Source organism: Nocardiopsis sp. MT53 (assembly GCF_019598965.1).
GTDB lineage: Bacteria > Actinomycetota > Actinomycetes > Streptosporangiales > Streptosporangiaceae > Nocardiopsis > Nocardiopsis changdeensis.
The window spans coordinates 1,356,505-1,379,909 of the sequence record NZ_CP080599.1; the positions used below are offsets into that span (position 1 = coordinate 1,356,505).

The window sequence follows — 23,405 nt, forward strand, 5'->3', positions numbered from 1 at the left end:
TCCCTGTATGTGTACATGGTGATGAACGTGCGGATCGGGGTCCCGCGTTCCCGGTTCGGACGGCCTCCCCGGGCGGCCCGTCCCACGTGGCGGCCGCAGGGCCGGATCCCGGCCACGGCGGCCGCGGCGCCCGCCCTCCGCACCGCCCACGGCGCACATGTGACAATCGCCACCCGGCAGCGGTCCGCGCCGCCCCGACGACCTATAGTGCGAACGTGGCCCTGATCACTCCCTGCGCGAGGCCGCGGACACCGCTCCGCGTCCGCGCGCGGTCGTGCCTCGCCGCGTTCCCCAGGGTTGGCGCACCCGGTGGACGCGGGGGCCGCACTCCCCGTCCGTGTCCTCGCAGGACCGGGGGGCCGCCCCGCAGCGGTGCGCCCCGGCCGGAGGGCTGACACTCACAAGCGCCGCCGCCCCGACAACCGGCGGCCGAGGAGGTCGTCGATCTCAGTGTCCAAACAGATCGAACAGCTCGACCGCGTCGTCATCCGCTTCGCCGGGGACTCCGGCGACGGGATGCAGCTGACCGGTGACCGCTTCACCCAGGAAACGGCCGCGTTCGGCAACGACCTGTCGACCCTGCCGAACTTCCCCGCGGAGATCCGTGCGCCCGCCGGGACCCTGCCCGGTGTCTCCAGCTTCCAGCTGCACTTCGCCGACCACGACATCATGACCCCGGGCGACGCCCCGGACGTCCTGGTGGCCATGAACCCGGCGGCGCTGAAGGCCAACCTGGCCGACCTGCCACGCGGCGCCACCGTGATCGCCAACACCGACGAGTTCACCAAGCGCGCCCTGACCAAGGTCGGCTACGCCGCCGACCCGCTCACCGACGGGACCCTGGACGGGTTCAAGGTGAGCGCGGTACCGCTGACCTCCATGACGGTGGAGGCCCTGAAGGGCCTGGACATCTCCAAGAAGGACGCCGAGCGCGCCAAGAACATGTTCGCGCTGGGCCTGCTGTCGTGGATGTACAACCGGCCGACGGAGGGCACGACGGCCTTCCTGAAGTCCAAGTTCGCCAAGAAGGCGGACATCCTGGAGGCCAACCTCACCGCGTTCCAGGCGGGCTGGAACTTCGGCGAGACCACCGAGGACTTCGCGGTCTCCTACGAGATCAAGCCCGCCCGGCTGCCCGCCGGCACCTACCGCAACATCACCGGGAACCTGGCCACCGCCTACGGGCTCATCGCCGGTTCGCGGCGGTCGGGACTGCCGCTGTTCCTGGGCTCCTACCCGATCACCCCGGCCTCGGACATCCTGCACGAGCTGTCCCGGCACAAGGCGTTCGGGGTGCGCACGTTCCAGGCCGAGGACGAGATCGCCGGCGTGGGCGCCGCCCTGGGCGCGGCGTTCGGCGGGGCCCTGGGGGTGACCACCACCTCGGGGCCGGGCATGGTGCTCAAGCAGGAGACGGTGGGGCTGGCGGTGATGACCGAGCTGCCGCTGGTCATCGTCGACGTGCAGCGGGCCGGGCCGAGCACCGGTATGCCCACCAAGACCGAGCAGACCGACCTGCTGATGGCGCTCCACGGGCGCAACGGCGAGTCGCCGCTGCCGGTGGTGGCACCGGCCTCCCCGGCCGACTGCTTCGCGACGGCCCTGGAGGCGGTGCGGATCGCCGTCACCTACCGGACGCCGGTGATCATGCTCTCCGACGGGTACCTGGCCAACGGCTCGGAGCCGTGGCGGCTGCCGGAGGTGGCCGACCTGCCGGTGATCGAGCCGGGGTTCGCGACGGAGCCCAACGGGCCCGACGGGGCCTTCCTGCCGTACCTGCGCGACGAGGAGACCCTGGCCCGGCCCTGGGCGGTGCCGGGCACCGCCGGGCTGGAGCACCGGATCGGCGGCATCGAGAAGCACGCCGAGACGGGCGACATCTCCTACACCCCGGCCAACCACGACCTGATGGTGCGCACCCGGCAGGCCAAGGTGGACGCCATCGCCCGCGACATCCCCGAACTGGAGGTGGACGATCCCGGCGGGGAGGCCCGGGTGCTGGTCCTGGGCTGGGGCGGCACCTACGGGTCGATCACCGCGGGGGTCCGCCGGGTGCGCCGCACCGGCCGCCGGGTCGCGCAGGCGCACCTGCGCCACCTCAACCCGTTCCCGGCGAACCTGGGCGAGGTGCTGGGCCGCTACGACCGGGTGGTCGTGCCGGAGATCAACCTGGGCCAGCTGGCCCTGCTGCTGCGCGGCCGGTTCCTGGTCGACGTCATCGGTTACAACAAGGTCCGCGGCCTGCCGTTCAAGGCGGAGGAGCTGGCGGGAGCGCTTCAGGAGGTCATCGACCGTGACTGAGCACACGCAGGGGGACGGCGGCTTCGCGGGGCTCCGGCTGGTGCCCAAGACCGACACCGCCTACAAGATGAAGGACTTCAAGTCCGACCAGGAGGTGCGCTGGTGCCCGGGGTGCGGCGACTACGCGATCCTGGCCGCGTTCCAGTCGTTCCTGCCCCAGCTGGGGGTGCCGCGCGAGAACATCGTGATCGTGTCGGGGATCGGCTGCTCCTCCCGGTTCCCGTACTACCTGAGCACGTACGGGGTCCACTCGATCCACGGCCGCGCCCCGGCGATCGCCACCGGCCTGGCCACCAGCCGCCCCGACCTGTCGGTGTGGGTGGTCACCGGTGACGGCGACGGGCTGTCGATCGGCGGCAACCACCTGATCCACGCCCTGCGCCGCAACGTGAACATCAACGTGCTGCTGTTCAACAACCGGATCTACGGGCTGACCAAGGGCCAGTACTCGCCCACCTCCGAGGCCGGCAAGATCACCAAGTCGTCGCCGGTGGGGTCGCTGGACCACCCGTTCAACCCGGTGTCGCTGGCGCTGGGCGCGGAGGCCACGTTCGTGGCGCGGTCGGTCGACTCCGACCGCAAGCACCTGACGTCGGTGCTGCGGGCGGCGGCCGAGCACCCGGGCGCGTCGTTCGTGGAGGTGTACCAGAACTGCCCGATCTTCAACGACGACGCGTTCGAGCCGCTGAAGGACCCGCGGGCCGGGGACACCCGGCTGCTGCGGCTGGAGCACGGCGAGCCGCTGCGCCTGGGCGACGGCCGGGGCGTGGTCGCCGGGGAGTACGGCGGCCTGGAGGTGGTGGACGCGGAGTCCGCGGGCGAGGACCGGGTGATCCGCCACGACGCGCACCGGGAGGACCCGGGGTACGCGTTCGCGCTGTCGCGGCTGGACCGCCCGGCGTTCGAGCACGTGCCGATCGGGGTGTTCCGGGACGTGCGCCGTCCCACCTACGACGACCTGGTCAACGAGCAGATCGCCGACGCCCGCGCCGAGCGCGGCGACGGGGAGCTGGCGGCCCTGCTCGCGGGCGGGGACACCTGGGTCGTCGACTAGGGCGTGTTCTCTCGGGCCCCTGCTCCGGCACGCCCGTTGGCGGGCGGGGGCCTTCGTCCCCGCCCGCGCGTCGCGGGTCCCCCGGGCGCGCGGCCCCGGGCTCGCGGCCCCCGGGCGCACCGGAGGGCGTTCGCAGGAACGGCCCCCGGAGACACGGCGCGGTCGCCCGCGGCCCGCTCCCGCCTCCCGGCGGGGGCGGGCCGTCCGCATTCCCCCGCCGGGGTGTGGCGCACGACCGGGCGCCGGGAGCCCCGCGGGGGCGGAGCCCGGGTTTAGGGTGCCGGTATGCGTATCGTCATCGCCGGGGGACACGGGAAGATCGCGCTGCGGCTGGCCGGGCTGCTGGCCGCGCGCGGGGACGAGCCCGTCGCCCTCATCCGCAATCCCGACCACTCGCAGGACGTCGTCGACGCGGGCGCCGAGCCCGTGCTGATCGACCTGGAGAAGGCCACCGTCACCGAGCTGACGGAGAAGGTCATGAACGCCGACGCCGTGGTGTTCGCCGCGGGCGCCGGGCCGGGCAGCGGGGCCGCCCGCAAGGAGACCGTCGACCACAGGGCCGCGGTGCTGACCGCCGACGCCGCCTCGCTGGCCGGGGTGCGCCGCCTGGTCCAGGTCTCCGCCATCGGCGTGGACAACCCGCTCCCGCCCGACAGCGACGAGGTGTGGGCCGCCTACGTGGAGGCCAAGCGCGCGGCCGACGCCGACCTGCGCGAACGCACCCTGGAGCTGGACTGGACGATCCTGCGCCCGGGACGCCTCACGGACGAGCCCGGCACCGGCCGGGTGGCCCTGGGCGAGAAGGTGGAGCGCGACTCGGTGACCCGGGACGACGTCGCCGCCGTGATCGTCGCCCTCTTGGACGAACCGGAGACGGTCGGGAGGGTTCTCAACCTCGTGAACGGTGAGACGCCCGTCGTCGAGGCCGTCCGCGCCGCCGCCCGCTGAAAGCCGAACGCGGCCGCTCAGAGCGGCCGCTTCCGTCCTTCTGTGGCCAGATGGACCCATAGAAGGCATGATGGTTGGCGGAACCCGGCGGAGTCCCGCCACGGTTGGACGCGGATGACCGGGTATAGCAGCCCGACGGGTACTGACGGCTCCTACAGAGCAGATGGGTACGGTTATTCATGAGCGTCACACAGGTCGTGAGGGACAGCACGGTCGTCGAGCACGCCAAGGTCGCGGCGCAGCAGAAGCGGCGGATGTTCATCATCCAGCTGGAGATCAACGCCTACGACGAGGCCTCCAGCAAGCTGCGCCCGGGCCTGACCCGCATCCTGGAGGGGATCGAGGAGGCCGGCTGGCGGCTGGACCTGATCACCCCGGGTGAGGACGGCGAGAAGGACAAGCCGACCCGCATGTTCATCTTCCGCCCGGACCCCGAGGCCAAGAAGAAGGACGCCGCGCAGCAGCAGGAGGCGCAGCAGCCGGAGCCGTCGGGCCAGCAGCAGGCCTACCCGCAGCACACCGGGGCCCAGCCGGACCCCTACGCGGGTTACGGACAGCAGCAGGGCTACGGCCAGCAGCAGTACCCCGGTTACGACCAGCAGCAGTACCCGGGCTACGGGCAGCAGCCGGGCTACGGCCAGCAGCAGCCCGGATACGGGCAGCAGTACCCGGGTTACGGACAGCAGCAGGGCTGGTGACCCCGACCCCTCGGTGAGGGGTGCGAAAGGGGCCCGTGCGGTGAGCCGCACGGGCCCCTTTCGCGTGCGCGGGGGGCGGGCGGGGGCGCGTGCGGGCGGGCGGATCTCTCGGTTCTGTAACACGGAGGGGGTCCGTCCTCCGACATGTCCTTCATGTCGGACAGGAACCCGAGAAAACCTCGAAGAAACTCTGGATTCTTCCCTCAAAGTACTCCGGGCATGCGGATGACTACGCTAAGTTAATTCCGGCGGCTACAGCCACCCCGTTAGTGAGCTTCCGAAAGGTTTCCACGATGACCCGCATCGCCAAGATCTCCGGCCTCGTCCTCGCCACCGGCCTCGCCTTCGGCGCGATGACCGGCACCGCCGCGGCCGACAACAACGCCAACGTCCAGAACCTCACCATCCCGGTGTGCGTGGACGTTCTCCAGGCCGCGGGCGTCAGCGCCGACGGCTGCAACGTCGTCAGCTGGGACGCCACCTCCGGCATCGCCGCCGGCTAGCCGGCCCCGGCGGCCCCCGCGGCCGCCGACCCGGGACGTCGCCGTCCCGCCCTGCACGACCTTCACACCCGTAACCGAAAAGGAGCTACACCATGAAGCGCTTCGCCTCCGTCTCCGGCCTCATCCTCGCCACCGGCCTCGCCTTCGGCGCGATGACCGGCACCGCCGCGGCCGACAACAACGCCGACATCCAGAACATCACCGTGCCCATCTGCGCCGACGTGATCACCTTCTCGCTGGTCAGCATGGACGGCTGCAACGTGGTCTCCAACGAGTCCACCTCGGGCATCGTGGCCCTGGACTAGTCACGGCCCCGTGGCCGAGGGCGGAGGCGGTCGACACGCCCCGCCCTCGTGCGAACCGGTTCCAAGCGTGAACTCCGGCGCGGTCCGGCCTGCACCCGGCCCGCGCCGTTCGCGTGTCCGGGGCCGGGCGCGCCCGCCCGGCCCGACGGTTCAGGAGCCGCAGGCCGTGAGCGGGACCCCGGCCACCCCGTCCGTGCGCAGCCGGGCGTGCGTGCCCGTGTCGAAGCGCTCGTCGCCGTAGTGCAGCTTCTGCCTCTCGATCCCCTCCGGGCGGAACCCCGCGCGCCGCGCCACCAGGCAGGAGGCCGGGTTGTTGAGCCGGTGGCCCAGCTCCAGCCGGAACAGGCCGGTCTCCGCGAAGGCGTACTCGGCGACCAGCAGGGCCGCCGCCGTGGCCGCCCCGCGCCCGCGGGCGTCGGCGTGCACCCAGTAGGACACCCAGCCCAGGTCGTGAGCGCGGCTGGTCACCGACACCTGCACGTGCCCCAGGGCGACGCCCGTCCCGTCCGTGACGGCGAACCCGAACGCGTCGCCCGCCTCGGCGGCCGTCCGCTGACGGCCGATCCAGGCCAGCGCTTCCTCCCCGGTGGCGGGGACCTCCGGGGACTGCCAGGCCAGCCCGGGTTCGGCGAAGGCCGACAGCAGGCGTTCGGCGTCGCCCGGCTCCCAGAGCCGCAATCGGTACATCCGTCCCACTCCTCGTTCCGTTCCGCGGATGTCGTCCCGCGGGAAGGACACCCACGGAATCATCCCCCGGCGGGTGTCACACCGGGGGGTGCGTGGTACGTCTTCTGTGTCATGACGACCGATACCTCCGACGCCGCCGGTGTCTTCGAAGCCCACCGTTCGGCGCTGACCGGGGTCGCCTACCGGATCCTGGGCACCGCCTCCGACGCCGAGGACGTGGTCCAGGAGGCGTGGCCGCGCTGGTCCGGCGCCGACCGGGCCGGCATCGAGGACCCGCGCGCCTACCTCGTCACCATCGTCTCGCGGCTGGCCATCGACCGGCTGCGCAGCGCCCGCGCCCGCCGGGAGTCCTACGTGGGCGAATGGCTGCCCGAGCCCGTGAGCGACCTGCCCGACGGCGCCGACCGGGCCGAGCTCGCCGACACCGTGGAGTTCGCGTTCCTGGTGGTACTGGAGACGCTCAGCCCGCTGGAGCGCGCGGTGTTCGTGCTCCGGGAGGCCTTCCAGATGCCGTACGCGGAGATCGCCGAGATCATCGAGCGCAGCGAGTCCGCCACCCGGCAGCTGTCCCGGCGCGCCCGCGACCACGTGCGCGAGCGCCGGCCGCGGTTCGAGGCGGACCGGTCGGCGCGGCGGCGCATCACCGAGCGCTTCCTCCGGGCCTGCGTGGAGGGCGACCTGGACGGGCTCAAGGGGCTGCTCGCCGAGGACGCCACCCTGGTCGGGGACGGCGGCGGCAAGGCCAGGGCGCCGCTGCGGGTGCTGCTGGGCCGGGACAAGGTCGGCCGGTTCCTGATGGCGCTGCCGGGGAGCTTCGAGAAGTTCCTGGCGTCGATCGGCGCGCCGGCGGCGGACATCCGCGTGGAGGTCGGCGAGGTCAACGGGGCCCCGGCCCTGATCTGCGCCGCCGCGGGCCGGATCGTCGCCGCGGTCGTCCTGGACGTGGACGGCGGCCGGATCCGGAACGTGTACCTGGTGGCCAACCCCGACAAGATGTCACATCTGCGCCTGCCCGATCCGTCCTAGGGGGTATGGAACTCACCGTTGTGGGCGGTGGCCTCGCCGGTCTGACCGCGGCCATCGCCGGCGCCGAGAGCGGCGCCTCCGTGACCCTGTACGAAGCACACTCCACCCCGGGCGGACGGGCCCGGGCGACCGACCCGCCGTACGTGGCCAACGAGGGGCCGCACGTCCTGTACGGCGACGGGTTCGCCGCGCAGTGGCTGCTGGAGCGGGACCTGGTCCCGGCGTACCGCCGGTTCCCGCTGGCGGCGGTCCCCGGGGTGAGGATGCGCGAGGACGGCCGGGTGCGGTCGGCCCTGTCGCCCGCGCTGCTGGGCGCGGCCGCGCGCCGGCGCCTGCGGGCCCCGCACGACCGCGACTTCGGGTCCTGGGCGCGCGAGCACCTGGGCGAGAGGTCCGCGCGGGTGGCCGCGAACTACATGGGGGTGGCGCTGTTCGACCACGACCCCTCGCGGCTGTCGGCGGAGTTCGTGTGGGAGAGGTTCCAGCGGGTGCTGTCGCCGAAGCGGCCGGCGCCGCTGTACCTGGTGGGCGGCTGGACCGCGCTGGTCGACCGGATGGCCCGGCGGGCCCGGGAGATGGGCGTTCGGGTCGAGACGGGGGCGCGGGTGGACGCGCTGCCCGGGGACCGGCCGGTGATCGTGGCGACCTCCCTGGCGTCGGCCCGCGCGCTGCTGGGCGACCCGTCGCTGGAGTGGGAGAGCGGACACGCGCTGCTCGTGGACCTGGGGCTGCGCCGGGGGCGGGACCCGTTCGTGGTGTTCGACGCCGACGAGTGCGGTTTCGTGGAGCGGTACACGCGGGTGGACCGCACGCTCGCCCCCGAGGGCGAGGAGCTGGTGCAGGCGCAGATCCCGGTGCGGCCCGGGGAGTCCCGGACGGCGGTGACCGACCGGCTGGAGCGGCTGCTGGACATGTCGCTGCCGGACTGGCGGAGCCGGGTGACCTGGCGCCGCGACCAGGTCGCCAGGGGGCGCACCGGGGCGCTGGACCTGCCGGGCACCACGTGGCGCGACCGCCCGGCGGTCGACCGGGGGGACGGCGTGTACCTGGCGGGGGACTCGGTGGCCGCGCCCGGCCTGCTGGGCGAGGTCTCGGTGGCGAGCGCGGTCCGCGCCGCCACGGCGGCGGTCTCGGCCCGCGCCCCCCGCTCCGTCTGACCACCGCCGGGGCCGGGGGCGGACCGCCACCCCCGGCCCGCGGTCAGGCGGGGCGGTGGCAGACGGCCTCGACGTTGTGGCCGTCGGGGTCGCGGACGAACGCGCCGTAGTAGTGCTCGTGGTACTCGGGCCACACCCTCGGCTCGTGCAGCACCTCGGCCCCGGCGGCGACCGCCGCCTCGAAGAAGCCGTCCACCGCGGCCCGGTCGGGGGCGGTGAAGGCGATGTGCGATTCGCGGAAGCCCCCGCCGGTGCGGTGCGGGCCGACCCAGAAGTCGGGCGCCCGGCCGGCGCCGTACCCGATGGCCTCCCCGAGGACGAGGAGGCGTCCGCCGCCCAGGGGCGCCAGGACCGCGTCGTAGAAGGCGGCGCTGGCCGCGACGTCGTCGGTTTGGATGATCAGATGGTCCAGCATCCTCCGAGTGTGCCATCCGTCACCGACGCTCCCGGGGCGTTCGTCGCCCCCTCCCGGACGCCGTGTCACGGAACCCGGGGTCACCGGGGCACGGGGTCTCCGGGGCACGGGGTCTCCGGAGCACGCGGTCAGGCGACCCAGCGGTAGCGGTGCTCGGGGCGCCCGGCCGAGCCGTAGCGCATGCGCAGCTCGGCGCGGCCGTCGGCGCACAGGTACTCCAGGTAGCGGCGCGCGGTCACCCGGGAGACGCCCGAGCGCTCGGCCACGTCCGACGCGGACAGGTCGCCGTCGGCGTCGCGCAGCACCCCCGCGACCAGCTCCGCCGTGGCCGAGGTCAGGCCCTTGGGCAGCGAGCGTCCGCCCGGGGGGCGCAGCAGGCCGAACAGCCGGTCCACGTCCTGCTGGGTGGCCTCCCCCGCGGAGTCCATCTGGCGGTGGGCCACCGCGTAGCGTTCGAGCTGGTCGCGCAGGGCGCTCAGGGGGAACGGCTTGAGGAGGTAGTGCACCGCCCCGCCGTGCAGGGCGTCGCGGACCTGGGCGATGTCGCGCACCGCCGTGATCATGAGGAAGTCGGTGCGGCGGGCCTCGTCGGCGGCGGCCGCGCGCAGCGTCCGCATCACCTCGATCCCCGACGCGTCGGGCAGGTGCAGGTCGAGCAGCACCAGGTCCGGGCGGTGGCCGCGGATCTGGGCGAGGGCGGTCGCCGCCGTGTGCGCCACCCCCACCGCGGTGAACCCGGGCAGCGACTCCACCAGGTCCTGGTGGTTGCGGGCCACCCGCACGTCGTCGTCCACGACCAGGACGCGGATCACCGGTCCTCCCCCGCGGCCCCAGTGCCCTCCGGGGCGCCCGCGGAGGCCCGCTCGGCCGCGGGCAGGTAGGCGGTGAACACCGCGCCCTCCTCACCGTCGGGCGCCTCCATCTCCACGCTCCCCCCTCTGCCCTCGCACACCTGCTTGACCAGGGCCAGGCCCAGCCCGCGCCCGCCCGCGTCCCGGGACGCCTTGGTGGTGAACCCGAGGCGGAAGATCTCCTCGGCGATCCCGTCGGCCACCCCGTGCCCGGAGTCCGTCACCCGGATCTCCAGCAGGTCGTGCGGCGGCCCGTCCGCCCCGGCCCGGTGCAGGCGCACCATCAGCTCCACCCATCCCCGGCCGCCGCCCGCGACGGCGTCCAGCGCGTTGTCCACCAGGTTGCCCAGCACCAGCAGGGCGTCGGCCCGCAGCCCCCGGTCCAGTGCGGGCACCTCCGTCATCGGGGAGATCCGCAGGTCCACCCCGATCTCGGCGGCCTGCGCCGACTTGGCGATGACCAGGGCGGCCACCGCCGAGTCCGCGACGTGCTCGGCGATGCCCGTGCTGGTGCGGGTGTGCGCCGCCGACAGGTCCGCCAGGTAGGCGCGGGCCTCCTCGTGGGCGCCCAGGTCGAGCAGCCCGGCGAGCGTGTGCATCCGGTTCGCGAACTCGTGGGTCTGGGCCCGCAGCCCCCGGGTGACGGTGCGGGCGCCGTCGAGCTCGCCGGTGAGCCGGTCCAGCTCGGTGCGGTCCCGGAAGGTCACGACCGCGCCGGTCTCCTCGCCCCGGATCCGGACCGTCCTGCGGTTGGCGACCAGGATGCGGTCGCCGGAGAGCAGGAGCAGGTCCCTGCCCCGGTCGGCCCCCGAGACGATGTCGCGGACCCGCTCCGAGGCGCCGAGTTCGTCCAGGGTACGCCCCTCGGCGCCGTCGGGGAGCCCCAGCATCGCGCGGGCCGGGGGGTTGGCGAAGACGAGCCGGCCCTGCGCGTCGACGGCGAGCACGCCCTCGCGGACGGCGTGCAGGAGCGCCTCCCGGCTCTCCAGCAGCGCGGTGATGTCGGCCGGTTCCAGCCCGTGGGTCTTGGTCCTGACCTGGCGGGACAGCGACCACGCGCCGATCACGCCCAGGCCCAGGACCACGACGACCGTGCCCAGGACGGCGGGGACGGCGGCGCGCGCCTCGGTGGCGGCGTCGGAGCTGAGTATGCCCAGGGAGACGTAGGCGACCACCTCGCCGCGGGCGTCGCCGCCGTTGACCGATCCGCCGCCGGAGAACACGGGGACCTTGGCCCGGACCGTGCGCCCCTGGGTGCCGGTCTCCACCCCCGTCCACTCCTCCCCCCGCGCCGCCGGCCCGGGCGGGGTGGACACCATCTCCCCTATGCGGTCCTTGTCCGGGTGGGTGTAGCGGATGCCCTGGGGGGAGGCGATGACCAGGTACTCCACGTCGGTGGCGGAGGCGATCCGGTCCGCCGTCGGGTCCAGGGCAGCGGCCGGGTCGCGGGACTGCACGCCCTCCACGACCGCGGGCATGACGGCGACCGCCCGGGCCACGCTGAGCACGCGCTCGGTGTACTGCCGGTCGGTGTGCCGGTCGAGGTGGAACACCCACAGGGAGCCGACGGCGACCAGGGCCGCGGCGAGCAGGAGCACGTAGCCGACGAACAGGGAGCCGGTCAGGGACAGGCGGGGACGGGTGCGCGGGGCGGTGGTGCGCGGCGGCCGTCGCAGGATGCGCGCGGTCATGCCGGGGCCTTCCGGGAGGGGATCGGTGCGGTCGCGGTGTCGGCGTCGTGGTCGCGGCGCCGGCGGGACGCCTTCCGGGTCTGGGAAGGCCCAGGTGGGCGCCCCGTTCGGCTGCTCGTCACGAACAATACGACCAATATGACGCCAGTTTTAACAACACTCTTACACGGGCGTGCGCCGCGTCACACTGTGACCCGGCTCTCCTCGTTCCCGCACGGCGAGGGGGCGAACGAGGTCGGAAGGAGACAGCGATGCGCGAACGCGGCGTGCCGCTCCGTGTCGCGGGCGGGCTCTGCGCCCTCCTGCTGGTGGGGACAGCACTGTTCGACGTGCGCCAGAGCGCGGCGTCGGGCACCGGTGAGCAGGAGAAGCTCCTGCTCATCGCACCCGCCGCACCGGGCGGTGGATGGGACACCCTGGCCAGGGAGATGCAGAACGGCCTGCGCGAGGAGGACATCCGCTTCAACGTCGAGGTGCGCAACGCGGAGGGCGCGGGCGGCACCATCGGCCTGGCGCAGGTCGTCAACCGGGAGGGGCAGCACACCGTGATGTCCATGACCGGTCTGGGCATGGTGGGCGCGGTGGAGACCACCGGGTCGCCGTACACGATGGACGACATCACCCCGATCGCCCAGCTGGCCTCGGAGTACCAGGTCGTGGTGGTGCCCGCCGACTCGCCCTACGAGAGCCTGGACGACCTCGCCGAGGACTGGGCATCCCAGGAGGGGACCCTGCCGGTGGCGGGCGGCTCGATGGGCGGCGTGGACCAGATCTTCGCCGGGCGGGTGGCCCGCTCCATGGACCTCACCCCCGCGGAGATCAACTACCTGCCGTACTCGGGCGGCGGCGAGGTGCTGACCTCGCTGCTGTCGGGGACCGCCGCGGTCGGGTTCAGCAGCCTGAGCGACTTCGCCGACCAGGTGGGCGACGGGGGCCCGCTGCGGGCCCTGGCCGTGTCCTCGCCCGAGCGGCTGGAGGGCCTGGGCGCGCCGACGATGCTCGAGGAGGGCTACGACGTCGAGATGTCGAACTGGCGCGGGGTCATCGCCCCGCCGGGGCTGACCGACGCCGAGGTCGAGGCCCTGGAGGAGCAGGTGCGGGAGCTGGTGGAGAGCCCGTCGTGGGCCGACACCCTGGAGCGCAACCGGTGGACGGACACCTACCAGGGACGCGAGGAGTTCACCGCGTTCCTGGAGGAGGAGGTCGTCGCCACGCAGGAGACCATCGAGGAGCTGGGGCTGTGACCGTGAACGGAACGGAGAAGGCGGCGCCGGAGTCCGGGGCCCCGGTCCCGGAGACCGACGGGGCCGCGGAGGCCGCGAAGGCGGCGGAGGCCGAGGGCGCCGCCGAGGCGGCGCGGGCCGGGGACGGCCTCGACCCGGACACGGCGCCCTGGGGCGGTCCGGCCCGCTGGGTGGTACCCGCCCTGGCCGCGGCCGTGGGCGCGCTCATGCTGTGGGGCGCGTTCACCATCGAGGCGCCGGCCAACGCGACCCGGCCCGGACCGGGTTTCTTCCCGGGGATGATCGGCGCGCTGCTGCTGGCGGCGACGGCGTTCCTGGTGGTGGGGAACCTGCGCCGGCGGCCCCAGGGGACGGCCAACACCCTGGCGTGGTTCGAGGCCCGGCCGGTCCTGATCGTGGTGGCGGCTCTGGTGGTGAACACGGTCCTGCTGGAGTTCCTGGGCTGGCTGTTGGCGGGGGCGCTGCTGTTCTGGGCGGTGGCCTTCGCGTTCGGGGCGCGCGCGTACCTGCGTGACGCCGTGGTGGCGCTGTCGGTGTCGGCGGCCGTCCAGGTGGGCTTCTCGCTCGGCCTGGGCCTGAGCCTGCCGTCCGGGATCCTGGGGTGGGTGCTCTGATGACGGAGACACTGGTCGGACTCGGGGACGGGCTCGTCGCGGCCCTGACCCCGGGCAACCTGATGTGGGCGTTCCTGGGCGTGGTGCTGGGCACCGCGGTGGGGGTGCTGCCTGGCCTGGGCTCGGCGATGGCGGTGGCGCTGCTGCTGCCGGTGACGTTCCAGCTCGACCCGACGAGCGCGTTCATCCTGTTCGCGGGCGTGTACTACGGCGGGATGTTCGGCGGGTCGACCACGTCGATCCTGCTCAACACCCCGGGGCAGGCGTCGTCGATCGCCACCACGTACGAGGGCCACAAGATGGCCCTGACGGGGCGGGCCGCGCAGGCCCTGGGCACCGCGGTGATCGGTTCGTTCTTCGCGAGCATCGTCGGCACGCTGATCGTGGCGTTCTTCTCGCCGGTGATGGTGGCGTTCGCGCTGAACTTCGGACCGGGCGAGTACTTCGCCCTGACGGTGTTCTCGTTCGTGGCGGTGGCCGCGGTCGTGTCCGGGTCGGTGCTGCGCGGGGTGACCTCGCTGCTCATCGGCCTGGCGATCGGCGTGGTGGGCATCGACGGCCAGAGCGGCACGCCGCGGTTCGACTTCGGGTCGGCCGTGATGCTCGACGGCATCGACGTCGTCATCGTGACCGTGGGGCTGCTGGCCCTGGGCGAGGTGCTGTACGTGGTGGCGCGCGGCAGGTCCGCGCCGAACCTGGGCGCGATCCGCACCGGGCGCCCGTGGCTGAGCCGGCGGGACTGGAAGCGGTCCTGGGGCCCGTGGCTGCGCGGGACCGCGCTGGGCAGCACCTTCGGCCCGATCCCCGGCAGCGGGGCCGAGATCCCGACGTTCGTGTCCCTGGGCGTGGAGCGCAAGCTCGCCCAGCGGCGGGCGGAGCGCAGGGGCGACCCGGAGGAGAACGAGTTCGGCCGGGGCGCCATCGAGGGCGTGGCCGGGCCGGAGGCCGCCAACAACTCCAGCGCGGCGGGCACGCTGGTGCCGCTGCTGGGGCTGGGGCTGCCGACGTCGGCGACGGCCGCGATCATGCTGGCGGCGTTCCAGCAGTACGGGCTCCAGCCGGGGCCGGTGCTGTTCGAGCGCAACGCGGACCTGGTGTGGACGCTGCTGGCGTCGCTGCTGATCGGCAGCGTGATGCTGCTCGTCATCAACCTGCCGTTCGCGCCGCTGTGGGCGAAGCTGCTGAAGCTGCCCAAGCCGTACCTGTACGCGGGGATCACGCTGTTCTCGGTGCTGGCGGTGTACGCGATCAACGCGTCGGTCGCCCACCTGGTGATCCTGCTGGCGGTGGCCCTGCTGGGGCTGGTGATGCGGTCCTTCGGGGTCCCGGTGGCACCGGCGCTGATCGGCGTGGTGCTGGGGCCGATCGCGGAGACGGAGTTCCGGCGGGCGCTGGCGGCGTCCTCGGGCGACCCGTCGATCCTGGTCGGCAGCGGGATCTCGATCGGGCTGTACGCGCTGGTGGTGATCGCCGCGCTCGTGCCGGTGATCGCGGGCCTGCGGCGCAGGCGGGCGGCGGCGAAGGCCGTGCCCGCGGAGGGCGGCGAGCGCGAGAGCGTGTCCTGACCACGGCCGGCCCCTTACTCCCGGGGGCCGGCGTCCAGCCGACCCACTACTCCCGGGGTCGGCCGCCGAACGGCCCCCGGCCCGTCCGCCGGGGGCCGTTCGCACGCCCGGGCCGGGACGTGCCGTGCTCAGGCGGGGGGCGGCCCCAGGAGGTCCCAGCGGTTGCCCGCGAGGTCGAGGAAGACGGCGACCCTGCCGTAGGGCTCGTCTCGGGGCTCGGTGACGAACCGGACCCCGTGCCGCTCCATGCGGGCGTGGGAGGCGGCGAAGTCGTCCACCCTCAGGAAGAAGCCGACCCGGCCCCCGGTCTGTCCGCCCACGGCGGCGCTCTGGCGCTCGCCGTCGGCACGGGCGAGGAGGAGGCCGGTGACCGCTCCGGGCGGGCGGACCACCACCCAGCGCTTCTCCCGGCCGTCGTTGGTGAGGGAGGGGGAGTCCTCGGTCAGTTCGAAGCCGAGGGCTTCTGTGAAGAAGGCGATGGCGGAGTCGTAGTCGTCCACTACGAGGGTGACCAGGTCCATGTGCACGGGACCACGCTAGACCACGGTCTCCCCGGGACGGCCCTGGGGCGGGGCGGTCGGGGACCGCCCCGCCCCGCGGTGGCCCGGAGGGCCGCGGTCACAGGGGCTGGTCGTCGACCACGACGTCCCAGCTGACGTTGTCGCCCTCGACGGCGGTCGCCGTGACGGTCACGCCGTAGTTCGTGCCGCCGTCCACCAGGTTGCAGCGGATCTCGGCGCCGACCTGCGCGGGGAGGCCCTCCAGGCAGCTGAAGCCGTCGGGGGTCTGCCCGACCGCCGCCGCCAGCGCCTCGGACGACTTCTGGGCGACCTGGTCGGCGGGCACGGTGCCGTCGACCGCGGTGGCGCTGTTGCCGTCCCCGGCCGCGGGCTCGGTCCCGGCCTCGGTGTCGCCGGCGGCGCCCTCCTCGGTCGCGGCCTCGTCGACCACGACGTCCCAGTTGACGTCGCCGCCCTCGACCGAGGTCACCGTGACGGTCACACCGAGGGTGTCGCCGCCGCTGGTGAGCTCGCAGCGGATCTCGGCGCCGACCTCCGCGGGGAGGTCGTCGGCGCAGGTGAAGTCGTCGGGGGTCTGGCCGACCTCCTCGGCCAGCATCTCGCTCGACCGCTCGGCGACCTGCTCCGCGTCGACGGCGGCGGGGCCGCCGATGCTGAACGAGCAGCCGGTGGCCAGAAGGAGGGGAAGCGCTCCCAGGACGGCTCCGGCGATGACCCTGCCGCCTCTGATCTGCTGCATTGCGGGCTCCTCTACAGTTCGGGGGACGTACCCCCGGACAGACGCCGTGGCGGGCGCACGGGTTCCGCGAACGCGCGCTTCTCCATGCTCCCGTGGCCGAAGGGTCTCCTCCCCGTTGCCTCCGTCACCCTCCCTTCACCCGATGTCGACCGGGCCGTCACCCCGGGCCCGGCCCCGGCGTCCGCACCGACCGACGTGCTGTGCGTCCTCGACGACCGGAACAAGGTCGTCCGGATGCGGCGCGGTCCCGCTCTTGTCGGGGGCGGGCAAGGACCGATAGTGCGCGGATAGGGCCGGGGGCGGCCGGGCTGCTTAGCCTGCCGGTGCACCGGGAACGGCCCGGTGCCGACCACAGGAGGAAGCATGCGCACCCCCCGTCCCCTGGCCACGGCCATCGCCGCCGTCGCCGCAGTCCTGACCGTCGCGGTCTTCCCCGGCACCGCCGCCGCCGAGCCGGTCGACGGCCTCGACTGCACCGTCACGCGGCAGCTGATCAACTTCCAGGAGGTCCACACCTGTGTGGCCGAGTCCGAGGACATCCGCTGGAAGCTCACCGGACGCTGCGCCATGATGTTCGGCATCCAGTTCGTGTCCTCGCCGGTGGTGGAGGGCAGCGGCACCGCCATGGTGGGCTGCCCGATCGCCGGGCCGATCTCGGGCCCCGTCCACAACGTCGTCCGCGTCGTGCTCTGACCGCGTGCGGGACCGGTGAGACGGACGGCCCGGAGGGGGACCGGGCCTCCGCCTCACCGGTCCCGGCGCCGCCGCTCCGCGAGGGCCGTGTGGACCGAGGCGATCGCGCTGGCCCCCTCGCCCATCGCCGCCGCGACGCGCTTGATCGACCCGGTGCGGGTGTCGCCGACCGCGAACACCGACGGGGCGCTGGTCTCGAACGGCAGCGGTCCGCGCCCCAGCCCCTCCCACACGGGCCCCAGGCCCAACTCGACCAGGGCGGTGTCGGTGCACACGAACCCGCTGCGGTCCCGGGTGACGCCGTCCAGCCATTCGGTCGCGGGGTCGGCGCCGATGAAGCAGAACAGGCCGCTGGTCGGGCGGGGTGCCCCGAGCCCGGTGCGCCGGTCCGTGAGCACGACCTCCGCGAGCCTGTCGTCGCCCCTCAGCCCGGTGACCTCGGTGTTCGTGTGCACGGTGATCTCGGGGTGGTCGTGCAGGCGCGCCACCAGGTACTCCGACATCTTGGCCGACAGGTCCGCGCCGCGGACGACGAGGTCGACGCGGCTGCCCCGGCCCGCCAGGTACAGGGCGGCCTGCCCCGCCGAGTTCGCGCCGCCCACCACGGTGACCGGGTGCCGGGAGCACGAGCGCACCTCCAGTTCGGTGGCGGCGTAGAAGATGCAGCCCGCCTCCTCGAAGTCCGCCCAGCGCTCCAGCGGCAGGGTGCGGTAGCGGGCGCCGGAGGCCACCACGACCGCCCGGGTGTCGATACGGCTGCCGTCGGCCAGGTACAGCACCGGGTCGGGCCCGGTGGTGTCCAGCCGGTCCACCCGGCACGGCATGTACATCGCGGCGCCGAACTTCAGCGCCTGGATCGCCGACAGCCGGGTCAGCTCCTCCCCCGCGATGCCGTGCGGGAAGCCGGGGTAGTTCTCGATCCGGGAGCTGGACGCGGCCTGCCCGCCGGTGCCCAGGGCGTCCAGGACCACGGTGTTCAGCCCCTCGGACGCCCCGTAGAGCGCGGCCGCCAGCCCGGCGGGCCCGGCCCCCACCACCACGAGGTCGAGGTCCTTGCAGCTCGGCCGGTAGGCCTTGCCGATGAGTCCGGCCAGGACCCCCGGGGTGACGTCGCGGGTCACCCGTCCGGCGAACACGACGGCCGGCAGGTCGCCCTCGGCCAGGCCCACCGCGTCGAGCAGCCTGCGGCCGTCCGGCGCGTCGGCGTCGTGCCACTCGTAGGGGAGCCGGACCCGGGCGGCGTAGGTGCGCAGGGCCAGGGTGGCCGACGAGTCGGGCCGGCCGATCAGGTCGACGGGGCGGACCGCTTCGCGCAGGAACTCCCGGCGGACCAGCAGGGCCTCCAGGACGGTGTCGGAGAGCTCCGCCTCCTCGGCCATCATCGTGCGGAACCGCTCCCTGGACAGGCGGTGGATCCGGCCCGGTGCCACGACCCGTACCGTCACGAAGGCCATCTGGTCGCCGAGCAGGTTGACCTCGCCGAGGAAGTCGCCGGGCCCCATGGTCATGAAGACCTCCTCGGGGCGGCCGAAGGAGGCCTCGCGGACCACCTCGACGTAGGCCTCGTCGAGGACGATGAGGTCGCGCTCGAAGTCGCCGGCGCGGGTGAGGACGTCGCCGGCCTCCACCTCGTGCCCGGTTCCGTAGGAGCGCAGCCGGTCGAACCGGGCGAAGTCCAGCCGCGGCCGGAGCCTCTCCATGATCCCGTCGTGCGCAGACCGACCCATCCCGATGCCCCTTCCGCCCCCGTAGATCCCTTTCCTACCTGTTCGGGCACGCGGATTCCAGGGTCCCGGCGGCGGGGCGCCGTCGGCGCTCCGGGAGGAGCGCCGGCGGGATCACCGGCGGGGGCGTCCCTCAGGCGGCGCGGACGGGGTGCTTGAAGACCTGCTCGCGGTGCCAGCGCACGTGGTCGGCGGCGACCGGCGGGGAGGCCGCGGGCAGGAGCAGGTCGCGTCCGGCGAGGTCGGTGACGGTCCGCCGGGCCTGGTCGGAGCGGGCCTCGAAGCGCGGGGAGACGTCCAGGGTCAGCTCCGCGGTGAGGCCGAGGACGCCCCGGTCCAGGAGCAGGTGGTGCTGGGAGCACAGCGCCAGCCCGTTGTCCACCGTGTCGGGCCCGGCCTGGGACCACCAGCGCACGTGGGCGGCCTCCAGGCCGACCGGGACGCCGTCCATCCACCCGTCGTAGCCGCAGAACGCGCACCGGTGGCCGTAGGCGTCCAGCACCGCCTCCCGGAAGGCGGGGTCGCGGTCGCCGGCCGCGGCCCACCGCCCGGGGGCGAGGGAGAGCCCGGCCAGGGCCAGCACCTCCTCGTGCAGGGAGGTCGGGAAGTTCGCGTCGAGCAGCAGGCGGGCGACGCGGGTGCGCAGCCCCGGGTCCTCCTCCAGCGCGCGGGAGAAGTCGGGGGCGAGGCTCCCCCGGGCTCCGGAGCGCCGCAGCCGGCCCGGGCTGTCCCCGGGGTCGTCGCCGTCGTCCGTGGCGAGCAGCCACAGCCCGTCGTCGTTGGCCAGGCGGCGGAAGGGGAAGGCCGGCGTCGTGCCGTTCTTGGCCGGTGGGGCGAACTCGTCCAGCAGCAGCCGGAGGCGCTCCTCGGCGGCGCTGTAGAGGATGGGGGCGTCGCCGTGGCGCTGGTGGTGGCCCAGCGCGTACAGCAGCAGGAGGGGTTTGTGCGGCGCCCGCACGCCGTCGCGCCGCCACTGCCTGATCCGGCCGATCCGCTCTTCCCAGTCCATGGCGCACGACTCTAGCGGCGGGACGGAGGGCGGGATCACAGGCGACATACCGGACTAATCGTCCTACGATTGCAGACGTGCCGGAATTCAACCGCGGCGTCGCCCTCGGGGCGGGCGCCTTCCTCCTCTGGGGTTTCGCAGCCCTGTACTGGCCCTTCCTCTCCGCCGCCCAGCCCGCAGAGATCCTCGCCCACCGCATGGTGTGGTCGCTGCTGGCGATGTGCGTGTTCCTGATGCTGGCCCGGCGCGGCTGGAAGTGGCTGCCCGGGGTGGTCCGCAGCCCGCGCCGGCTGCTGCCGGTGGCCGCCGCCGCGGTCCTCATCTCCCTCAACTGGTGGGGGTTCATCTACTCGGTGTCGACCGAGCAGACCCTCCAGGCTTCGCTGGCGTACTTCATCAACCCGCTGATGGCGGTGTGCCTGGGCGTGGTGCTGTTCTCCGAGCGGCTGCGCGCGGCACAGTGGACCGCGGTGGTCCTGGGCCTGCTCGCGGTCGTGGTGATGGCGGTCGGCTACGGCGTCACGCCGTGGCTGGCGCTGCTGATGGCCTCGTCGTTCGCCGCCTACGGCGCGGTGAAGAAGTACGTGGACCTGGACGGGATGCAGAGCCTCACCGTGGAGACCCTGGTGATGTTCCTGCCCGCCCTGGGCTACGTGCTGTACCTGGAGTTCTCCGGGGCGGGGACGGTGGTCTCGGTGTCCCCCGCGCACACGGCGCTGCTGGTCGGCAGCGGTTTCGTGACGGCGCTGCCGCTGCTGATGTTCGGGGTGGCGGCCCGGCGCCTGCCGCTGAGCGTGATCGGGATGCTCCAGTACATCGCGCCCACCATCATGTTCTTCATCGGCTGGCTGGTGCAGGGCGAGGAGATGCCGCCCGCCCGGTGGGCCGGGTTCGCGCTGGTGTGGCTGGCGCTGTGCGTGTTCGCGTTCGACCAGGTGCGCGGCGCGCGGGCGCGGTCGGCGCAGCGGCGGCGGGCGGAGAACCCGGCCGTCGAGCCCTGCGACTGACCTCGGGGTTCCCGGTTCCGGCGATCCGAAACTACGATCCGTGACCTTGTGCTAACGTCGAGTCGCGAACCGGATGTCTCCCGGTTCCCGACGGTCCGCACGTCACGGAGGGCACCCTCATGTCCCGCACCAGCCGCACGCCCCGCGCCCCGCGCGCGGCCGCGGTGGTGCGTCCGCCCTCCCTGCTGCTGCTACCACTGTTCGTCGGGGCGGCCCTGGCCGCCCTGTGGCTGATCGGCGCGCCGTCCGCGCAGGCCGACACCGCCGGACCGCTCGGCCTGGACCGGGCCGCCTCCCTGGACCGGGCCGCCTCGCTGGACACCGGGCTCGCGCAGGGGCTGGACCCCTCGCTGGAGGCCGGGGTCGCCGAGGTCGCCGCGCCGGTCACCGACACCCTGGGCACCGTCCACCGGAGCCTGGAGGAGCGGACGGAGTCCGCCCCCGCCGTCACCGAGGTCGGCGAGGAGGTCCACGAGGGCGCCCGGCGCGTGGTCCGCGAGCTCTCGGCCGCCGACCAGGTCCAGGCGGAGAACCTCGTGGCCCACATCGCCGCCACCCGCGTGGCCCCCGCGTCGGCGGAGCCCGGCGCGGCGGCCCCCGCGGCCGCGGCCGAGCCCGCCGGGAGCGCCCGTTCCGACGCCGGGGACGGGGAGGCCGACGGGGAGTCCGGCCCCGGGGAGGCCGTTCTCCGGGACGCCGCCCCCGCGCCGCTCCCGGCGCTCCGGGCCGCCGGGGCGGTCGCCGACTCCGCGACGGTGGACGGGCAGCGCCCCGCGGCCGCCGAGCACGACGTCTCCGCGGCCCCCCAGCTCTCCACCGGTTCCGCCGCGCCCACCGGGGCCGGCGCCCCCGCGGTCGCCGGGTACCTCACCGTCGTGCCCGTCACCGCTCCCGCCGCCGACGTGCTCTCGACCGCCGTCGACGCCGTGCACCCGGTGCCCGCGGGCGCCGCCGACGACCCCACGGTCTCCCCCGACTAGGAACGGGCCGCTCCGACGGACCCGTTCCCAGCCCTTCCCGCTCTGGGAGCTGACCTGAGTCCCGTGCCCCGTACCGCCCCGCCGCGGTCCCGCTCACGTGATTCACGTCAGCCGGTGGTCCACCGGCTCCCGGCCGGCCCGACCCGACGTCGCGGCCGCCCCGCAGCACACCGCAACCACAGAGCCTTCCGGAAGGAAACCCATGTCGCAGGCCAAGCGCATTTCAGCCAGGGCTGTTCTGCTCGCCGCCGGAACCGCCGGCTTCGTCGCCCTCGGCGCCGGTGTCTCGGGGGCCGAGGCGCTCGCCTCCCCCGTCGCCGAGATCGCCCCCACCGTCGAGCGGGCGCTCGTGGAGGGCGTCGCCCCGACCATGAACAGCGCCTTCCCCGGCGGGATCGGCCCGGTCGCCGGGAGCACGCTCTCCGAACTCCAGGAGACCTCGCGCGCCGACAAGCCCGCGCCCGACCTGGCCGCGATGGTGCCCGCCGGCGAGCCGGAGATCGCCACCCCGGTCGGCGGCGTCGCCAACCCGAGCGCGGCGCTGGCCGACGCCCTCGCCGCCACCCAGGACGCGACCGGCCTGGACGGGAACCCGCACGACACCGTCGGGCACGACCTGGGCGAGGCCGTCCAGAAGCGGGCCACCGAAGCGGGCGACGAATTCGGGACCACCGCCCAGAGCGCGGGCGGGGCCGTGGAGGGGGCCGCCTCCGAGGTGCTCCCGCACACGGTGGTCGCGGCGTACGGCCTCCGCGAGGAGTTGGGCGTGCCCTCGGTCTCCGACCTGCCCCGCCCCGGCGACCTGGCCCAGGGCCTCGACGCCTCCCGGCTGTCCGAGGCCGCGGCCGTCACCGAGGCCGTGGACCTGTCCGACCCCACCGCGCTGACCCGGGAGAACACCCTGGGGATCAGCGAGGTCCTGGACGTGGCCCCCGCCCTGCCGGCCGCCGGCGGGACCGTGCCGCAGAGCGCCCAGGAGCCCGTGGTCCCGAACATGTGGGACTTCGCCTACGCGTTCGGTGTGGAGACGCCCAAGGCCCTCCAGGACGTGGTGGAGTCCAACCCGGTCACCGACGACAACTACGTGAGCCTGGGCGAGGAGGAGGTCCTGGGGGCGGTCGGCAACCGCAACCTGGACGAGAGCATCACCGCCGTCCCCCAGCGCGAGCAGCAGACCTCCCCCCTGGCGCAGGGGCCGGCCGTCGTGGAGACGCCCGCCGTCGCGCAGCTGCCCGACGGGCAGCGGACGCCGGGGCTGTCGGACCTGACCGACGCGCTGATGACCGGCGCCTCCGACCTGGGCTCGGCCGAGATGGTCGCCCTCGACGGGCCGATCGCCGACAGCGAGGTGCCGCGGGTGGGCACCGGGCTGCCCGCCGTGGACGAGGCCCTGCCGCAGGTCGCCGACACCTCGTCGCTGCCCACCCTGGCCGAGGGCCCCGACATGTCCACCGCCGAGGACCTGGTGGCCGGGCTGAGCCGCGGGCCCGCCCTGCTGGAGGACCTGGACACCAGCGACCTGGTCTCCATCGAGGGCGGCACCGCCGAGGCCCCGCCCGCGCCCGAGGGCACGGTGTCGCACCCGACCTTCCTGAACCCGCTGCCCGGCTCCGAGGCCCTGCCCGTGGTGAGCTAGGCGGTTCCCCCCGGGCGCGTACCCGCCCGGGGACCGG

The 23,405-nt window shown here is 74.2% G+C and carries 23 protein-coding genes; 15 read left to right on the forward strand and 8 right to left on the reverse strand.

What is annotated here, in order from left to right; all coding sequences use genetic code 11:
• Positions 1–450 precede the first annotated feature (450 nt).
• From K1J57_RS05735 to K1J57_RS05760, 6 genes are all read left to right on the forward strand, one after another.
• On the forward strand, positions 451–2,301 hold the full coding sequence (locus K1J57_RS05735; protein ID WP_220563431.1) for a 2-oxoacid:acceptor oxidoreductase subunit alpha: 1,851 nt from the start codon (positions 451–453) through the stop codon (positions 2,299–2,301).
• A gap of 67 nt (positions 2,302–2,368) precedes the next feature.
• Positions 2,369–3,355, forward strand: coding sequence for a 2-oxoacid:ferredoxin oxidoreductase subunit beta (locus K1J57_RS05740; protein WP_255647122.1), 987 nt, complete (start codon positions 2,369–2,371; stop codon positions 3,353–3,355).
• A gap of 285 nt (positions 3,356–3,640) precedes the next feature.
• The gene (locus tag K1J57_RS05745; protein ID WP_220563433.1) at positions 3,641–4,303 is read left to right on the forward strand and encodes an NAD(P)H-binding protein; all 663 of its coding nucleotides are present in this window, start codon (positions 3,641–3,643) and stop codon (positions 4,301–4,303) included.
• A gap of 179 nt (positions 4,304–4,482) precedes the next feature.
• Positions 4,483–5,001 (forward strand): hypothetical protein, encoded by a 519-nt coding sequence (locus K1J57_RS05750; protein WP_220563434.1) that lies wholly within the window; start codon positions 4,483–4,485, stop codon positions 4,999–5,001.
• A gap of 293 nt (positions 5,002–5,294) precedes the next feature.
• On the forward strand, positions 5,295–5,504 hold the full coding sequence (locus tag K1J57_RS05755; protein ID WP_220563435.1) for a hypothetical protein: 210 nt from the start codon (positions 5,295–5,297) through the stop codon (positions 5,502–5,504).
• A gap of 92 nt (positions 5,505–5,596) precedes the next feature.
• Positions 5,597–5,809, forward strand: coding sequence for a hypothetical protein (locus K1J57_RS05760; protein WP_220563436.1), 213 nt, complete (start codon positions 5,597–5,599; stop codon positions 5,807–5,809).
• Positions 5,810–5,959: 150 nt separating this feature from the next.
• On the opposite strand, the gene K1J57_RS05765 is transcribed toward K1J57_RS05760, so the two are convergent.
• Positions 5,960–6,496, reverse strand: a complete 537-nt coding sequence (locus K1J57_RS05765; RefSeq protein ID WP_220563437.1) for a GNAT family N-acetyltransferase — start codon at positions 6,494–6,496, stop codon at positions 5,960–5,962.
• Positions 6,497–6,607: 111 nt separating this feature from the next.
• On the opposite strand from K1J57_RS05765, the gene K1J57_RS05770 reads away from it, so the two are divergent.
• The gene (locus K1J57_RS05770) at positions 6,608–7,522 is read left to right on the forward strand and encodes an RNA polymerase sigma-70 factor (RefSeq protein ID WP_220563438.1); all 915 of its coding nucleotides are present in this window, start codon (positions 6,608–6,610) and stop codon (positions 7,520–7,522) included.
• Positions 7,523–7,527: 5 nt separating this feature from the next.
• Positions 7,528–8,679, forward strand: a complete 1,152-nt coding sequence (locus K1J57_RS05775) for an FAD-dependent oxidoreductase (RefSeq protein WP_220563439.1) — start codon at positions 7,528–7,530, stop codon at positions 8,677–8,679.
• 43 nt (positions 8,680–8,722) lie between these two features.
• Here K1J57_RS05775 and K1J57_RS05780 read toward each other — a convergent pair whose 3' ends face one another.
• The 3 genes from K1J57_RS05780 to K1J57_RS05790 form a co-directional block, all read right to left on the reverse strand.
• Positions 8,723–9,094: a VOC family protein gene (locus K1J57_RS05780; RefSeq protein ID WP_220563440.1), complete on the reverse strand. Its 372-nt coding sequence runs from the start codon at positions 9,092–9,094 to the stop codon at positions 8,723–8,725.
• A gap of 128 nt (positions 9,095–9,222) precedes the next feature.
• The gene (locus tag K1J57_RS05785) at positions 9,223–9,906 is read right to left on the reverse strand and encodes a response regulator (RefSeq protein ID WP_220563441.1); all 684 of its coding nucleotides are present in this window, start codon (positions 9,904–9,906) and stop codon (positions 9,223–9,225) included.
• Positions 9,903–11,636: a sensor histidine kinase gene (locus K1J57_RS05790; RefSeq protein ID WP_220563442.1), complete on the reverse strand. Its 1,734-nt coding sequence runs from the start codon at positions 11,634–11,636 to the stop codon at positions 9,903–9,905. Before K1J57_RS05790 ends, K1J57_RS05785 begins: the two co-directional genes overlap by 4 nt.
• A 251-nt stretch (positions 11,637–11,887) precedes the next feature.
• On the opposite strand from K1J57_RS05790, the gene K1J57_RS05795 reads away from it, so the two are divergent.
• Genes K1J57_RS05795 through K1J57_RS05805 form a run of 3 tightly spaced genes read left to right on the forward strand, consistent with a single transcriptional unit; the run spans position 11,888 to position 15,059 of the window.
• Positions 11,888–12,880, forward strand: coding sequence for a tripartite tricarboxylate transporter substrate binding protein (locus K1J57_RS05795; protein ID WP_220563443.1), 993 nt, complete (start codon positions 11,888–11,890; stop codon positions 12,878–12,880).
• The gene (locus K1J57_RS05800) at positions 12,877–13,494 is read left to right on the forward strand and encodes a tripartite tricarboxylate transporter TctB family protein (protein ID WP_220563444.1); all 618 of its coding nucleotides are present in this window, start codon (positions 12,877–12,879) and stop codon (positions 13,492–13,494) included. The genes K1J57_RS05795 and K1J57_RS05800 overlap by 4 nt, the downstream gene beginning before the upstream one ends.
• Positions 13,494–15,059 (forward strand): tripartite tricarboxylate transporter permease, encoded by a 1,566-nt coding sequence (locus tag K1J57_RS05805; RefSeq protein ID WP_220563445.1) that lies wholly within the window; start codon positions 13,494–13,496, stop codon positions 15,057–15,059. Before K1J57_RS05800 ends, K1J57_RS05805 begins: the two co-directional genes overlap by 1 nt.
• A 128-nt stretch (positions 15,060–15,187) precedes the next feature.
• Here K1J57_RS05805 and K1J57_RS05810 read toward each other — a convergent pair whose 3' ends face one another.
• Together K1J57_RS05810 and K1J57_RS05815 are read right to left on the reverse strand one after the other, a co-directional pair.
• On the reverse strand, positions 15,188–15,580 hold the full coding sequence (locus K1J57_RS05810) for a VOC family protein (protein ID WP_220565357.1): 393 nt from the start codon (positions 15,578–15,580) through the stop codon (positions 15,188–15,190).
• A 97-nt stretch (positions 15,581–15,677) separates the two neighbouring features.
• Positions 15,678–16,319: a DUF4333 domain-containing protein gene (locus tag K1J57_RS05815; RefSeq protein ID WP_220563446.1), complete on the reverse strand. Its 642-nt coding sequence runs from the start codon at positions 16,317–16,319 to the stop codon at positions 15,678–15,680.
• A gap of 363 nt (positions 16,320–16,682) precedes the next feature.
• Between K1J57_RS05815 and K1J57_RS05820 the strand changes: the two genes are divergently transcribed.
• The gene (locus K1J57_RS05820) at positions 16,683–17,012 is read left to right on the forward strand and encodes a hypothetical protein (RefSeq protein WP_220563447.1); all 330 of its coding nucleotides are present in this window, start codon (positions 16,683–16,685) and stop codon (positions 17,010–17,012) included.
• Positions 17,013–17,065: 53 nt separating this feature from the next.
• Here the strand turns inward: K1J57_RS05820 and K1J57_RS05825 are convergent, their stop codons facing one another.
• The gene (locus tag K1J57_RS05825) at positions 17,066–18,739 is read right to left on the reverse strand and encodes a cyclic nucleotide-binding domain-containing thioredoxin-disulfide reductase (protein WP_220563448.1); all 1,674 of its coding nucleotides are present in this window, start codon (positions 18,737–18,739) and stop codon (positions 17,066–17,068) included.
• 130 nt (positions 18,740–18,869) lie between these two features.
• Positions 18,870–19,745 carry a phosphorothioated DNA-binding restriction endonuclease gene (locus tag K1J57_RS05830; RefSeq protein WP_220563449.1) on the reverse strand — a complete coding sequence of 292 codons (876 nt, stop codon included), beginning with the start codon at positions 19,743–19,745 and terminating at the stop codon, positions 18,870–18,872.
• Between the two features lie 77 nt (positions 19,746–19,822).
• Between K1J57_RS05830 and rarD the strand changes: the two genes are divergently transcribed.
• The 3 genes from rarD to K1J57_RS05845 all read left to right on the forward strand — a co-directional run bounded on the left by rarD (position 19,823) and on the right by K1J57_RS05845 (position 23,368).
• Complete coding sequence (gene rarD, locus K1J57_RS05835) at positions 19,823–20,752, forward strand: EamA family transporter RarD (RefSeq protein WP_220563450.1); 930 nt, start codon at positions 19,823–19,825, stop codon at positions 20,750–20,752.
• 119 nt (positions 20,753–20,871) lie between these two features.
• Complete coding sequence (locus tag K1J57_RS05840) at positions 20,872–21,732, forward strand: hypothetical protein (protein WP_220563451.1); 861 nt, start codon at positions 20,872–20,874, stop codon at positions 21,730–21,732.
• A gap of 202 nt (positions 21,733–21,934) precedes the next feature.
• Entirely contained in the window at positions 21,935–23,368 is a 1,434-nt protein-coding gene (locus tag K1J57_RS05845; protein ID WP_220563452.1) for a hypothetical protein, read from the forward strand.
• The last annotated feature ends 37 nt before the right edge of the window (positions 23,369–23,405 follow it).